The sequence below is a fragment of the Halomonas caseinilytica genome (assembly GCF_001662285.1).
Taxonomy (GTDB): Bacteria; Pseudomonadota; Gammaproteobacteria; order Pseudomonadales; family Halomonadaceae; genus Halomonas; species Halomonas caseinilytica.
Genome location: NZ_BDEO01000001.1, coordinates 356,509 through 370,635 on the forward strand (window position 1 = coordinate 356,509; position 14,127 = coordinate 370,635).

Genomic DNA, 14,127 nt, shown 5'->3' on the forward strand with positions numbered 1-14,127 from the left:
TGGATATCCCATGACCGATAGACAATCCACCGCCCCCGGGGCGTATCTGGCCACCTGCCCCAAGGGGCTCGAAGCGCTGCTGTCCGATGAGCTCACCGCGCTTGGCGCCGAGCCGACCAAGACAACGGTGGCCGGCGTGTTCTTCCAGGGCGCCCTGGCCGATGCCTATCGCGTTTGCCTGTGGTCGCGGCTGGCCAACCGCGTGGTGCACTGTCTGGTCCGGGAGGAGGGCGTGGAGACGCCTGAGCGGCTGCGAGAGGTCAGTGCAGAGATCGACTGGCAGTCTCACCTGGCCGCGGGTTCGACCCTGGCGGTGGACTTCCACGGACGCAGCGATGCCATCCGCCATACACGGTTCGGCGCCCAGACCGTCAAGGATGGCGTGGTGGATCGCCTCCAGGCCGATGGCCGAGCACGTCCACGGGTCGATCCCCGCGAGCCGGACCTGCGCCTCTATGCGAACCTGCACCGTGGTCGGTTGACGCTGGGCATCGACCTGTCGGGCGAGAGTCTGCATCGGCGTGGCTACCGTCGAGGCACGGGACACGCGCCGCTGAAGGAGAACCTGGCGGCGGCCCTGTTGATACGTGCTGGCTGGCCATCGATGGCCCGACAAGGCGCGCCTCTCGTCGACCCGCTGTGCGGTGCCGGTACCTTGTTGATCGAAGCCGCGATGATGGCCGCCGACATGGCGCCCAACCTGTACCGAGAGCGCTTCGGTTTCCATGGCTGGGCCGGCCATGACGAAGCGTGCTGGCGTGAGCTCAAGCGCGAGGCCGATGCGCGAGCCAGCATTGGCCGCAAGCGTTGTCGCAATCGATTGTTCGGTATCGATCGCAGTCCGCCGGCACTGGCGGCGGCCAAGGCCAACGCCATGCGCGCAGGGATTCCGGCGTTGATCGAATTGAGTGGAGGCTCGCTCGGCGAGCTCGATCGTCCGGCCGGACTGGACGAGGAATGCCCCGGCCTGCTCATCACCAATCCGCCGTATGGCGAGCGCCTGGGCGAATTGCCGGAGCTCGTCGAGTTGTACGCTCAGTTGGGCGAGCGGGCCCGTGGCGCCTTCCCCGGCTGGCGATTGGCATTGTTCACCGCGAACCCCGACCTGGGCCATCGCACGGGCTTGCGTGCCCATAAGCACTATTCGCTGAAGAATGGCCCCTTGGATGCTCGCCTGTTGTTGATGGACATCCCCAGAGAGACGGAGATGGCGGCCGAGACAGCGCCGAACAAGCCGACGCGCAGCGAGGGCGCCCAGATGTTCGCCAACCGCCTGATGAAGAATCGCAAGCGGTTGAACAAGTGGCTGAAGCGTTCCGGCGAAAGTTGCTACCGGCTCTATGATGCCGACATGCCCGAATATGCCCTGGTCATCGATGTCTACGGCGATCGCGTGCATGTTCAGGAATACGCCCCGCCGCGTTCCGTGGACCCGGGCCAGGCGCAGAAGCGCCTGCATGAGGCCCTCGGTGTGATACCCGAGGTGCTCGGGGTGGACCCCGCTCAGGTGGTGATCAAGCGTCGTCAGCGCCAGAGCGGCCGGGCCCAGTATCAGAAGCAAGATGCCAGTGGCGAGCGCTTCGAGGTCCGCGAGGGCAGGGCGCGGCTATGGGTCAATCTGCGGGATTATCTGGATACCGGACTCTTTCTCGATCATCGTCCCGTGCGGCGTCTGCTGGCAGAACTGGCCGAAGGCAAGCGCTTTCTCAACCTGTTCTGCTATACCGCCGCTGCCACCGTTCAGGCGGCGCTCGGCAAGGACGAAGGGCGGGGAGCAAGCGACAGCGTCAGTGTCGATCTGTCCAATACCTACCTCGACTGGGCCCGGGAAAACTTCCGCCTGAACCGTCTGGATCCGTCCCGGCACCGGGTGGTGCGCGACGATTGCTTTCACTGGCTGGAAACCGCCGGTGGCCGCTTCGACGTGATCTTTCTTGATCCGCCGACCTTCTCCAATTCCAAGAAGATGGCCGATACTCTCGATGTGCAGCGCGATCACGGACGGCTGGTGCGATTGGCCATGGCGAGGTTGGCGCCGGGCGGCACCCTGGTATTCTCCAACAACCAACGGCGCTTCAAGTTGGACGACGAGCTGGCCGAAGCCTTCGCCGTGGAAGATATCTCGGCGAAGACCTTCGATCCGGATTTCCAGCGTCGTCCGGACCTGCATCACTGTTTTCTGATTCGTCACCGCGACGGGGAGGGAGCGTGACAGCGGAAAGCGAGGAAGTGATCCATCTGACCCTGTATACCACGACGGGCTGCCATCTTTGCGAGGCGCTGGAAGCCTGGCTGGGTCGTCTGGCCAGTGAGCCTGTGCGGCTGGAGCGGGTGGAAGTCGCCGACGATGCGGCCTTGATGGCGACTTACGCAACGCGACTCCCAGTGCTGAAAGATGCCGCGGGTACCGAGCTGGATGGCGGCCACGAACCCGAATGCCTGGCCGCCTGGCTGGCCGATCGAGGCTGGCTGGACACGGCCGCCTGGCAGGAGGTCGCGCAACCGTCGGACGATGACGGGCCGCGAGGGCATGGCGCGGTCATGCGCCAAGGGCGTCGCTATCTCGGAGGCGGCCCATGACATGAAAGGGCCCCGCATCGAGCGGGGCCCTTGCGCATGCGATCACGCGCCTGCAAGTGCGTTACATGTTCGGATAGTTGGGACCGCCTCCCCCTTCCGGTGCGACCCAGGTGATGTTCTGGGCCGGGTCCTTGATGTCGCAGGTCTTGCAGTGCACGCAGTTCTGGAAGTTGATCTGGAACTGCGGCTTGCCGTCGTCGCCTTCGACCACCTCATAGACACCCGCCGGGCAGTAGCGGCTTGCCGGCTCGGCGTATTCGGGAAGGTTGTCGCGAATCGGCAGATCCGGATCGTCGAGCTTGAGATGGCAGGGCTGGTCTTCCTCGTGATTGGTGTTGGAGAGAAACACCGAGGACGCCTTGTCGAAGGACAGCTTGCCGTCAGGCTTGGGATACTCGATCTTCTCGCACTCGGCGGCCTTCTTCAGTGCCGCGTGGTCCGGTGTGGTGTCATGCACCGTCGGCAGCTTGCCGCCGAGGAGCTGGTCGAGGAAGTTGTAGGCACCACCACCGACGGTGCCGTACTTGTGGATCGCCGGGCCGAAGCTGGCGCTTTCCTCGAGTTCCTTGAAGGCCCAGCTGGCCTGCCATTTGTCGCTGAAGGCGGTCAGCTCGGCGCCACCTTCGTCGCCGTTTGCCAGCGCCTCGAAGACCGTCTCGGCGGCTACCATGCCGGATTTCATGGCGGTGTGCAGCCCCTTGATCTTGGCGAAGTTCAGGGTGCCGGCATCGCAACCGATCAGCAGGCCACCGGGAAAGGTCATCTTCGGCAGGCAGTTGATGCCGCCCTTGGTGATGGCGCGGGCGCCATAGGCGACGCGCGAACCGCCCTCGAGGTAAGGCTTGAGCACCGGGTGATGCTTCATGCGCTGAAACTCGTCGAAGGGCGACAGCCAGGGGTTCTGATAGGCCAGATCCATGATCAGGCCGACCACTACCTGCTGGTTCTCGGCATGATAGAGGAACCAGCCGCCGTGGGTGTGCTTGTCCAGCGGCCAGCCGGAACCGTGCAGCACCAGCCCCGGTTCGTGCCGTTCGGCGGGCACATCCCAGAGTTCCTTGAGGCCGATGCCGTAGTGCTGCGGGTCCTTGCCTTCATCGAGTCTGTAGCGTTCGATCAGGCGCTTGCCGAGATGGCCTCGTGAACCTTCGGCGAACAGCGTGTAGCTGGCGCGTAGCTCCATGCCCGGCATATGGCTGTCCTTGGGGGTGCCGTCAGCCGCCACGCCCATGTCACCGACGATGATCCCGCGAACCGTCTCGTCCTCGTCGACGATCACCTCCTGGGCGGCAAAGCCGGGGAATATCTCGACGCCGAGTTCTTCGGCCTGCTCGGCGAGCCAGCGGCACAGGTTGCCGGCGCTGATCACGTAACGGGTGATATCACCGCCGGTGTTGTGCATGGTCCTGGGCACCAGGGCATTGGGCAGCTTCTGGGCCTTCTCGGCATCGCGGAGCAGGTAGAGCTCGTCTCGCACGGCGGGGGTGGTCAAGGGCGCGCCGCGCTCGGCCCAATCGGGGAAGAGTTCATCCAGGGCACGGGGCTCGAAGACGGCACCGGAGAGAATGTGGGCACCGACCTCGGAGCCCTTCTCGACGACGCACACCGTCAGTTCCCGTTCGGCCTCGTTGGCCTGCTGCATCAGCCGGCAGGCCGCGGCGAGCCCGGAGGGGCCGGCGCCGACGATCACCACGTCGACCTCCATGCTGTCGCGCTCTACGTGTTCTGTCATTGTTGATCTCTCCTCCCATGGTGACGACGTCAGTGCCTCTTTGCGGGCCGCCAAGAGAGTGTCGGTCGATGGACGTGGTTGGCCAGCGGCGCCACCCTCTGACGTCGATCCAAATTAAAACGGTCGTTTGCTTCTAGGGGTGCTCCATGATAGGCATAATAGCCGGAAAGGGGCACCCCTTACGATGGGGATGTCACGAGAAGACCTCTCGACTGGCGTGGCGGGATTGTTGCCGTCACCGAGGCTGTGGCACATTGAAGGGGTTTTTTGGCGTAGCGCCTATCAAACGCTTGCATGAAACGTCTAAAAGCATGCCGATCGGTTCTAAGGGGCGCTTCGCCTTCTTCATAACCCGGTTCCGAGACTGAACCTAGCGAGGACAATATGAAGGTACTCGTCGCGGTCAAACGCGTCATCGACTACAACGTCAAGATTCGGGTCAAGCCGGATCACAGCGACGTCGATCTCACCAATGTCAAGATGGCCATGAACCCCTTCTGCGAAATTGCCGTGGAAGAGGCGGTGCGCCTGAAGGAGGCCGGAACGGCGACCGAGGTGGTCGCGGTCACCGTCGGTCCCAAGGCCGCCCAGGAACAGCTGCGGACGGCCCTGGCATTGGGGGCTGACCGGGCCATCCACGTGCAGACCGACGAGCGCGTCGAGTCGCTGGGTGCCGCCAAGGTCCTGGCCAAGGTGGTCGAGGAAGAACAGCCGGACCTGGTGATCCTCGGCAAGCAGGCCATCGACAGCGACAACAACCAGACCGGGCAGATGCTCGCCGCCCTGACCGGGCGTGCCCAGGGCACCTTCGCCTCCGAGCTCAAGGTCGAGGACAGCAAGCTGACGGTCACCCGCGAGATCGACGGCGGCCTGCAGACCCTCTCGCTGGCCTTGCCGGCTGTCGTCACCACCGATCTGCGCTTGAACGAGCCGCGCTATGCCAAGCTGCCCGACATCATGAAGGCCAAGAAGAAGCCGCTGGACACCAAGACGCCGGAGGAACTGGGTGTCGAGATCGCCGGCAAGCTCAAGCTGGTCGGGGTCGAGCCGCCGGCCGAGCGCCAGGGCGGCGTCAAGGTGGGCTCCGTGGACGAGCTCGTGGACAAACTCAAGAACGAAGCCAAGGTGATCTCATGAGCATTCTGGTACTCGCCGAACATCACGATGGTCAACTGGCCGAAGCCACGGCCCATGTCGTGGCCGCGGGCCGGGCCATCGGCGGTGACATCGACGTGCTGGTGGCCGGGGAAAACGTCGGGGCCGTCGCCGAGGCCACCGCCGGTCTCGAGGGCGTGGCCAGGGTGCGCGTGGCCGACCATGCCGTCTACGCTCATCAGTTGGCCGAACCCCTGGGCGAGCTGCTGGTGGCACTGGCCGACGACTATACTCATGTGCTGGCCGCGGCCTCGACCACCGGCAAGAATGTCATGCCGCGCCTCGCGGCGCTGAAGGACGTCTCGCAGATCTCCGAGATCATCGCCGTCGAAAGCGCCGACACCTTCAAGCGGCCGATCTACGCCGGTAACGCCATCGCCACCGTGCAGAGCGAGGACTCGCTGAAAGTGATCACCGTGCGCGCTACCGCCTTCGATGCCGTCAGCACCGGGGCGAGTGCCGACGTCGAGGCCGTCGACACCGTGGTTGACAACGCCTTGTCGTCCTTCGTTGGCGAGGAGCTGGCGCAGAGCGACCGTCCCGAGCTGGGGGCGGCCAAGGTTGTCATCTCCGGCGGACGCGGCATGGGCAACGGCGAGAACTTCAAACTGCTCGATGGCATCGCCGACAAGCTCGGTGCGGCCATCGGTGCCTCTCGGGCCGCCGTGGATGCCGGCTTCGTGCCCAACGACATGCAGGTCGGCCAGACCGGCAAGATCGTCGCCCCCGAGTTGTACATCGCCGTGGGCATCAGCGGTGCTATCCAGCACCTGGCGGGCATGAAGGACTCCAAGGTGATCGTGGCGATCAACAAGGACGAGGAGGCGCCGATCTTCCAGGTGGCCGATTATGGATTGGTCGCTGACTTGTTCGAGGCGCTGCCCGAGCTGGAGCAGAAGCTGTAAGACAGCGCCAGTCGCGCGATGATTGCCGTCGCGCTCGGAGCCGGTCTTTCCGCCAGGGAGGCCGGCTTTTTTGTGCCCCCATGAACACCGCAGGATATTGATAATAATTCTTGTTTGGGGTAGCGTAGCAGCGTTCAGCGCACCTTTCGGGAGACGAGCGTGCAGTATAGACAACCATGGCTCCGCTGGGGCCTGGCGGGGCTTGCCTTGACCCTGGCGACCTCCGCATCGGCTCAGTCATCGCTTCGTGACGAGGCACTCGACGCCCAGCGTACCCAGGCCGAATTGCAGGAACGCATCGACAATGCCGATGAGGCGGTCCGCGAGCAGTTGCGTGAACTGCGTCAGGCACGAGAAGAGGCCCGTCGCCTGCAGAGCTACAACGAGGAGCTGGCACCGGTCGTGGAGCGGCAGGCCGAGACACTCGAGGAGCGTCGGTCTGGCGTCGAGACCTTGACCGAGACCCGCGAGGCGTTGCCGGGCCTGATGCGCGACATGGTCGAGCGCTTGAGAGCCTGGGTCGAGCGCGACATGCCGTTTCTGCGCGATGAGCGCCTGGCGCGGGTCACATCTCTGGAATCCACGCTTTCGGCGTCGGATCTGAGCAGTGCCGAGAAGCTGGAGCGCGTACTGGCGGCGTGGCGCACCGAGCTCGATTACGGTCGCGAACTGGATGCCTGGCGGGGCGACCTGACGGGCGATACGCCTCGGGAAGTGGATTTTCTGCGCGTCGGTCGGGTCGGTTGGTATTACCTGACCCCTGATGGCCACAGTGGCGGCGTCTGGAAGGCCGAATCCGGTGACTGGCAGCCCCTCGATGAGTCGGCCCTGGCGGAAGTCCGCAAGGGGTTGCGCATCGTGCGTGAGCAGCGTGCGCCGGAGATACTCGATCTTCCCGTCTCCCAACCGGTGGAGGATGCCTCATGATCGGTCGCCATTCCGTGATTCGTTGTCTGGGCATCGCCGTTCTGGCGGCCTTGCCGTCGGCTGCCACCCTGGCGCAATCCAGCGAGGATCCGCTGCAGACATTTCAGGCCGAGCGTGAGGCAGCCGAGGCCCGCGATCGCGCCCGACTCGCCGAACTGGTGGACGATCGGCAGGCGCTCGAGAATGCGCTCGAAAAGGCTCGCGCCTCGCTTGCGGCGGCTCGCGAACGGCGCCAGGAACTGGAAGCGCAACAGCAGTCGCAACAGGCCGAGCTTCAGGAGCTGGATGGCCAGATCGATGAGCAGGGCGGCGATCTCGGTGCCGTCTTCGATGAAGTGGCCGGCGTGAGTGGCGAACTTCGCGATGACCTGGGCCAGAGCTGGTTGACGCTCGGCGCCGAGGTGTCGTTGCCGCCACGCCTGGACGACGATGGTGTGCTGCGTTCCCGCCAGGTCGAGACGCTGGCGGACAGCCTCATGGGACTGACGCGTGAGACTGCGCGGATCGTGAACCTGACGGCACCGGTGGCCGGTCAGGATGGGAGCCGCAGCGAGCGGTCGGTGACGCGGGTTGGCGACTTGCTGGCCTTCAGTGATGGCCAACTGTTGCAACGGACCGGCGACGAGGGCGCGCTTTCGGTGCTCGAGCATACGCCAGCTGGGGTCAGTGAACGCCTGAGCGACTTCCAGGCGGGGCAGGGCGATGTGATCTCGCTGGATCCTTCCGATGGGCAGGTGCTCGAGGCCCTGGCCCAGCAGCCGACGTTGCTGGAGCGTTTCCGCCAGGGCGGCGCCGTGGGGTATGTGGTGGTCGTGCTCGGCGCGATCGGCCTGCTGATGGCCCTGTTCCAGTACCTTTACCTGTTGCGCGTCACGGTCACGCTCAAGCGTCAGCTCGGCGATCTGGAGCGTCTGCGCGAGGACAACCCGCTGGGACGGGTTCTCCAGCGGTTCCATGCCCTGGGCGCGGGACATGCCCCCGAGGCGCTGGAAGCACGACTCGATGAGGCCATGCTGGCCGAACAGCCGCGCCTCGAGCGAGGCCAGTCGTTGGTCAAGATGCTGGCGGCGGTCGCGCCGCTGCTCGGGCTGCTGGGCACCGTGACGGGCATGATCGTGACCTTCCAGTCGATCACCGTGTTCGGTACCGGCGACCCGCAACTGATGGCGGGTGGCATCAGCCAGGCGCTGGTGACCACGGTGCTGGGGCTGATCACTGCTGTGCCCTTGCTGTTTGCCCACACGGCACTATCCAGCCGTAGCCGCTCGTTGATCGGCATCATGGAGGGGCGTGCCAGCGCGGTTCTGGCGGATCGCCTGGAGGCTGATCAAGCCGCCGCCTCCGCCACCGCGGCGACGAAGCGCCATGCCGATGCTCTGGCTTGATCCACTCACTCGATTGGTCGATGCCGGTGGCCCGGTGCTGGTGGTCATCGCCGGGGTGGCCATGCTGCTGTTCTCGGTAGCCCTCGAGCGCTGGTGGTTTTTCCGCTTCCAGTATCGCCCGGCACGCCGGCAGCTGGTGAATCGCTGGGTGGCGCGGCGCGATCGAGCGAGCTGGAGTGCCCTGACCCTGCGCGAGGTCTGGGTGCGCGAGTTGATCGCCTCGCTGCGCGGTCCCTTGCCCTGGCTCAAGCTGCTGGTGGTTATCTGTCCGCTGCTGGGCCTGCTGGGCACGGTCACCGGGATGATCACGGTCTTCGATAGCCTGTCGGTCAGTGAGGTCAACCAGGCGCGTGCCATGGCCGACGGCGTGGCACGCGCCACGCTGCCCACCCTGAGCGGGATGGCGGTGTCGGTGGTGGGCCTGCTCTTCATCACCCGCCTGGAACACATCATCCGGCGCGAGGATCAGCGGTTGCATGACCGCCTTGCCCGCGCCGCGGAGGACGCACATGCGTAGACGTCGACTCGGTACCGCCGATGAGTCCAGCGAGGTCAACCTGACGCCGATGCTGGATGTGGTGTTCATCATGCTGATCTTTTTCATCGTCACCACCAGCTTCATCAAGGAAAGCGGCGTCGAGATCGAGCGCCCCGAATCAAGTGCGGCCTCGCCGCGTCCCGATGCCCAGGTCCTGGTGGCGATCACTCCCGAAGGGGCCGTCTGGGTCGACGGCGAGCCCGTGGACATCCATCGCGTCGGGCCAGCGGTGGCCGACATGGTCAGCGACGAGGGATCGGTGGTGATTCAAGCCGATCGTGATGCCACGACCGGCGTGCTGATCGAAGTGATGGATCGCCTGCGCGAGGCCGATGTCGAGCAGGTCGCGGTGGCGGCGCAACGGAGCGGCGCCTGATGTTGCGTCGTGCCTTCGCCCTGGTTGCCGGCGCGGCCCTGGCGCTGGTGCTGTTCATTCTGCTGGCGCTTCTGGTGGTGCCGCCGAAGGCCGAGCCCGAGAAGCGCCTGGAGACCATGACCCTGAGCATGGCCGAGGCTACGGCCGAGGAGTCCGAGCCGAGTCCGACCTCCACGGCCAGTGCCCCATCGCCGCCGGCTGCAACGCCTCCGCCGCCTCAGCCTGCCCCGGCGCCGAGCATCAACAGCGAGATTGCCTTGCCGGAGCCTGAGCTGGAACCGATGGAGGCACCCGATGTGCCGATGGAGGCGTCGTTGCCGGAGCTTCAGGAAACGCCGCCCGAGCCTCAGCCGAAACCCGAGCCTCAGCCCCAGCCGGACCCCGAACCGGCGCCGGAGCCAACCCCTGAGCCGTCTCCAACGCCCGCGCCTGAACCGGCCGCTCAGCCCTCGCCAGCCGCCAGTGAGTCGCAGTCGAGCGAGTCGTCCGGTGCGGCGGGCGGCTCGGCAGCATCACAGGAGCCCGTGGATGTGGGGACGTCGGCCAAGCCGACGCGACGGGACGATCCGACATATCCTTCGCGAGCCCAGCGTCGGGGCATCGAGGGGTATGTGGTGGTGCAGTTCATCATCCGCCGGGATGGCAGTGTGGATCCGGGCAGTATTGAGGTGCTGGAAGCGAACCCGCCTAGGGTGTTCGATCGTGCTGCCAGGCAGTCGATCACCGATTGGCAGTTTCAGCCATCGGACCAGCGCCGGCGGACGCAGCAGCGTTTCGAGTTCAAGTTGAGGTAGCCGCATGCGCCATGTCTTTTATGCTTGCATCCTGGTCGCCGGCGTCTGGTTGGTGGCCTCGCCGTCCTGGGCGGCACCAACACTGCCCGGTGGCATCATCGACGATCTCAAGGGGCTCGAGGCGCGTCTCGAGTCCGGCGAATATGCGGCCGTCGAGGCAGAGGCGTCCCAGCAGGCCGAGCGGCTCGCGGGGGGCAATGCCTCGGATCGATGGGCTCGCGCACTCTACCTGCAGCTCGCCGCCAATGCTGAGGTGCATCGTGGCAATGTGCAGGCGGCCGTCGAACACCTGGCGACCGCGCGTGGCATCGAGGGCGTCGAACGCGACCAGGCGGATCGTTGGCTGAGGCAGGAGGCCGGGCTGCGTGCGCGCCTTGGCGAGTCTGAGCGGGCCAGGCAACTGTTGGGCGATTGGCTCGAGCGTCACGGTGGTGACACCGATGCGTACTGGCTGATGGCGCAACTGCAGGCCGAGGCCGCCCATTGGGGGCAGGCTGCCGATTGGGCCCAGCGGGCCCTGGAAAGCGATGCGTCGCCCACGCGGCAGCGCCTGGGGCTGGCGGCCACGGCCTTGCAACGCGCCGGTCGGGAGGATGCCGCCTTGGCGGTGCTGGAGCGCCAACTGGCGGGGGCCGAGGGTGATCCCGATGCTTGGCGCCGTGCGGCGGGCCTGGCACAGCGCATGGGCGATCCGGAGCGGGCCGCGGCGTTGTGGGAGACGGCCTGGCGGCGAGGCGTGCTGAGCGGTGCGGACGACCTGATGCAACGCATCCGGCTGCACCTGGCGGCGGGGACACCGGCGCGTGCGGCGGAGATTCTGGAGCGAGCGCTGAGCGCGGGCAACCTGGAGGATTCCCTGGAGAATCGTCGTCTGCTGGCCGAAGCCTGGCAGGCGGCTCGGGATCGCGACCAAGCCCTGACGGCCTGGCGCGAGGTGGCCGAGCAGGGCGCTGCCGCCGAGGACTGGCTGCGGCTGGGGCAGCTGGCTGCCGAGTGGGATCGCCTCGAGCTGGCCCGTGAAGCCCTGCGCCGTGCCCGTCAGGGTGGGGCTGCCGAGGCGAGCGACTGGCTGGCGTCGTTGCCCGAAGAAGAAGTGCCTGACGGTGCCTCGGGCGACGATGGAGAGGGCGCAGAGGGCAACGGTTGACGATGCCGCGCCTCGAGCGAGGACACGGCTAACGCCGCATTGGCTCGGGACAGCTCAGCTCAGGTCGAGCTCGGTCCACACCGGCGCATGATCTGAAGGCTTTTCCATGCCACGCAGGTCGTAGTCGATGCCAGCGTCGGCAATGTGCGTTACCAGCGGGGCGGTGGTCAGGATGTAGTCGATCCGCAGGCCGCGCTTCGGGTCGCGATCGAAGCCCCTGGAGCGATAATCGAACCAGCTGAAGCGGTCGTCGACCTCGGGGTAGCGGTGGCGATAGCTATCCGAGAGTCCCCAGGCCTTGAGTGTCTCCAGCCACTCGCGCTCTTCCGGCTGGAAACTGGTCTTGCCTTCGCGCAGCCAGCGCTTGCGGTTGGATTCGCCGATACCGATGTCGATATCCGCCGGGGAGATATTGAAGTCGCCCATGATCGCCAGGCGTTCATCCGGGCGATGGTGGTCATTCAACAGTGACATGAGCTGGGCGTAGAAGCGACGCTTGTGAGGAAACTTCACCGGATGCTCGATGTTCTCGCCCTGGGGGAAGTAGCCGTTCCAGACGGTCAGCGGTTCCCCGTCGGCACCACGCAGGCGCACGCCGATCATGCGGCGCTGGGCGTCCTCGTCGTCATCGGGAAAGCCGCGCTGGACGAGCTCGGGTTCCTCCGGGCATTGCTCGCGGCAGCACATCAGGGCCACGCCATAGTGCCCCTTCTGCCCGTGGTAATAGACGCGATAGCCCAGCGCTTCCACCGCCGCGACCGGGAACTCGCTGTCCTGGACCTTGGTTTCCTGCAGGCCGATCACCGCCGGACGGTGGCGGTCGACCAGCGCCTCGAGCTGGTGAAGGCGGGCTCGAATACCGTTGATGTTGAATGACACCAGGCGCATCGTCAGTCGTCCTTGTCGCGGGAGTTATCGGGATGAATCTCGATCGGTTGGCCGGCCTCCTGGCGTTCCTGCTTGCGGGCAGCCTGAAGCTTGCGTTGCTGGCGTTTCTTCTGACTGAAACGGCGTGACGGACCGACCTGGTCGGGGTTGTCGTGGCGCCACTGCTTGTAATCCTTGCGTCGCCCGGTGCGAATCGTCACCTTGTCGGAAAGCGAGCGGGTCTTCTTTCGGCGTGTCATGACGCATGGCTCCTTGAATAATGCCGGCATTCTAGCAGGCCCGGGCGTACCGTCGACAGCGATGGGTGCGCCCTCAAAGCGCGAGAACTGGTACAATGGCGGTTTGTGTCACGCATCCATCCACAACACGGACGAGACAGCACAGCCTATGAGCGAGTCGGAACAGACCACAGCACCGGCCCAGAACCGCAAGCCCAAGCGTCGCCGCCGCAAGCCGCGCCGCCGCCAGTCGAACTGGGACCTTCGCCAGTTCCAGGTGCCCGCGGTGGCGGGCAAGTGGCGTTTTCACGACTTCGATCTGCCGCTGCCGCTGATGCGGGCCATCCACGCCCAGGGGTTCGAGTATTGCACGCCGATCCAGGCCGAGGCGTTGACCCATACCCTGCTCGGTGGCGATGTGGTTGGCAAGGCGCAGACCGGCACCGGCAAGACGGCCGCCTTTTTGATCTCCATCCTGGCCTACTTCCTGGAAGAAGAGGCACCCGATGGACAGAAGCCGGGCGCGCCCCGTGCGCTGATCATCGCGCCGACCCGTGAGCTGGCGCTGCAGATCGAGAAGGATGCCAAGGCACTGGCGCGCTTCACCAATCTCAATGTCGCCAGCGTCGTCGGCGGCATGGATTACCAGAAGCAACGCGATGGCCTGGGCAAGAAGCTGGATATTCTGGTCGCCACGCCCGGCCGGCTGCTGGACTTTCACCAGAAGCGCGATGTCGATCTCACCCAGGTCGAGGTGCTGGTGCTCGACGAGGCGGATCGGATGCTGTCGATGGGCTTCATCCCGGACGTCAAGCGGATCATCCGCCATACGCCGAAGACCGAGGAGCGTCAGACCTTCCTGTTCTCGGCGACCTTCACCGAGGATATCCTCAACCTGGCCGCGCAGTGGACCCATGAGCCGGCCCACGTGGATATCGAGGTGACCGTCGACAACGCCGCCGATATTGACCAGCGCGTCTACCTGGTCGGCGATGACGACAAGGAGCGCCTGCTGGTCAAGCTGCTGCAGCAGGAAAGCTTCGACCGGGTGATGGTGTTCGGCAATCGCCGTGACCTGGTGCGCAAGCTCGATGGCCTGCTGCGCAAGGCAGGCATCAATGTCGCCATGCTCTCCGGCGATGTGCCCCAGAACCAACGCATTCGTACTCTCGAGCAATTCCGCGAGGGCGAGGTCCAGGTGCTGGTGGCCACCGATGTGGCCGGGCGTGGCATTCATATCGAGGACGTCAGCCACGTGATCAACTACACCCTGCCCGAGGATCCGGAGGACTATGTCCATCGTATCGGCCGTACCGGCCGGGCCGGTGCCAAGGGTGTGTCGATCAGCTTCGTGGGCGAGGAAGATGCCTTCTCGCTGCCGGAAATCGAACGCTTCATCAATGACAAGCTGCCCTGCGAGCACCCGCCGGAAGGACTGCTCTGAAGCTTGAAGAGCGGTGCTGCGCGCCTGGAAGAATGGAA

14 protein-coding genes are annotated in these 14,127 nt (G+C 65.4%); 11 read left to right on the forward strand and 3 right to left on the reverse strand.

Translation table 11 applies throughout. The features are described 5' to 3' along the window. Nucleotides 1–10 precede the first annotated feature (10 nt). Together rlmKL and HSDC_RS01540 are read left to right on the forward strand one after the other, a co-directional pair. A complete protein-coding gene (gene rlmKL / locus HSDC_RS01535) occupies nt 11–2,212 on the forward strand; it encodes a bifunctional 23S rRNA (guanine(2069)-N(7))-methyltransferase RlmK/23S rRNA (guanine(2445)-N(2))-methyltransferase RlmL (RefSeq protein WP_064698158.1) in 2,202 nt (733 codons plus the stop codon). After that, nucleotides 2,209–2,580: a glutaredoxin family protein gene (locus HSDC_RS01540; RefSeq protein ID WP_244534399.1), complete on the forward strand. Its 372-nt coding sequence runs from the start codon at nt 2,209–2,211 to the stop codon at nt 2,578–2,580. The genes rlmKL and HSDC_RS01540 overlap by 4 nt, the downstream gene beginning before the upstream one ends. 61 nt (nt 2,581–2,641) lie before the next feature. On the opposite strand, the gene HSDC_RS01545 is transcribed toward HSDC_RS01540, so the two are convergent. Beyond that, entirely contained in the window at nt 2,642–4,312 is a 1,671-nt protein-coding gene (locus tag HSDC_RS01545; protein ID WP_064698159.1) for an electron transfer flavoprotein-ubiquinone oxidoreductase, read from the reverse strand. 384 nt (nt 4,313–4,696) lie between these two features. On the opposite strand from HSDC_RS01545, the gene HSDC_RS01550 reads away from it, so the two are divergent. From HSDC_RS01550 to HSDC_RS01585, 8 genes are all read left to right on the forward strand, one after another. Further along, the gene (locus tag HSDC_RS01550) at nt 4,697–5,449 is read left to right on the forward strand and encodes an electron transfer flavoprotein subunit beta/FixA family protein (RefSeq protein WP_064698160.1); all 753 of its coding nucleotides are present in this window, start codon (nt 4,697–4,699) and stop codon (nt 5,447–5,449) included. After that, nucleotides 5,446–6,372, forward strand: coding sequence for an electron transfer flavoprotein subunit alpha/FixB family protein (locus tag HSDC_RS01555; RefSeq protein ID WP_064698161.1), 927 nt, complete (start codon nt 5,446–5,448; stop codon nt 6,370–6,372). Before HSDC_RS01550 ends, HSDC_RS01555 begins: the two co-directional genes overlap by 4 nt. 159 nt (nt 6,373–6,531) lie before the next feature. Then, nucleotides 6,532–7,299: a DUF3450 domain-containing protein gene (locus HSDC_RS01560; protein ID WP_064698162.1), complete on the forward strand. Its 768-nt coding sequence runs from the start codon at nt 6,532–6,534 to the stop codon at nt 7,297–7,299. Next, nucleotides 7,296–8,684, forward strand: coding sequence for a MotA/TolQ/ExbB proton channel family protein (locus HSDC_RS01565; protein ID WP_064698163.1), 1,389 nt, complete (start codon nt 7,296–7,298; stop codon nt 8,682–8,684). Before HSDC_RS01560 ends, HSDC_RS01565 begins: the two co-directional genes overlap by 4 nt. Then, complete coding sequence (locus HSDC_RS01570) at nt 8,665–9,201, forward strand: MotA/TolQ/ExbB proton channel family protein (RefSeq protein WP_064698164.1); 537 nt, start codon at nt 8,665–8,667, stop codon at nt 9,199–9,201. The genes HSDC_RS01565 and HSDC_RS01570 overlap by 20 nt, the downstream gene beginning before the upstream one ends. Continuing rightward, on the forward strand, nt 9,194–9,598 hold the full coding sequence (locus HSDC_RS01575; protein ID WP_064698165.1) for an ExbD/TolR family protein: 405 nt from the start codon (nt 9,194–9,196) through the stop codon (nt 9,596–9,598). Before HSDC_RS01570 ends, HSDC_RS01575 begins: the two co-directional genes overlap by 8 nt. Then, nucleotides 9,598–10,392 (forward strand): energy transducer TonB, encoded by a 795-nt coding sequence (locus HSDC_RS01580; protein WP_064698166.1) that lies wholly within the window; start codon nt 9,598–9,600, stop codon nt 10,390–10,392. The genes HSDC_RS01575 and HSDC_RS01580 overlap by 1 nt, the downstream gene beginning before the upstream one ends. A gap of 4 nt (nt 10,393–10,396) precedes the next feature. Next, nucleotides 10,397–11,539, forward strand: coding sequence for a tetratricopeptide repeat protein (locus HSDC_RS01585; RefSeq protein ID WP_064698167.1), 1,143 nt, complete (start codon nt 10,397–10,399; stop codon nt 11,537–11,539). A 54-nt stretch (nt 11,540–11,593) separates the two neighbouring features. Here HSDC_RS01585 and xthA read toward each other — a convergent pair whose 3' ends face one another. Together xthA and HSDC_RS01595 are read right to left on the reverse strand one after the other, a co-directional pair. Further along, nucleotides 11,594–12,427, reverse strand: coding sequence for an exodeoxyribonuclease III (gene xthA / locus HSDC_RS01590; protein ID WP_064698168.1), 834 nt, complete (start codon nt 12,425–12,427; stop codon nt 11,594–11,596). 2 nt (nt 12,428–12,429) lie between these two features. Then, a complete protein-coding gene (locus tag HSDC_RS01595; protein ID WP_064698169.1) occupies nt 12,430–12,666 on the reverse strand; it encodes a hypothetical protein in 237 nt (78 codons plus the stop codon). Between the two features lie 148 nt (nt 12,667–12,814). On the opposite strand from HSDC_RS01595, the gene rhlB reads away from it, so the two are divergent. After that, nucleotides 12,815–14,089 carry an ATP-dependent RNA helicase RhlB gene (gene rhlB, locus HSDC_RS01600; RefSeq protein ID WP_064698170.1) on the forward strand — a complete coding sequence of 425 codons (1,275 nt, stop codon included), beginning with the start codon at nt 12,815–12,817 and terminating at the stop codon, nt 14,087–14,089. The last annotated feature ends 38 nt before the right edge of the window (nt 14,090–14,127 follow it).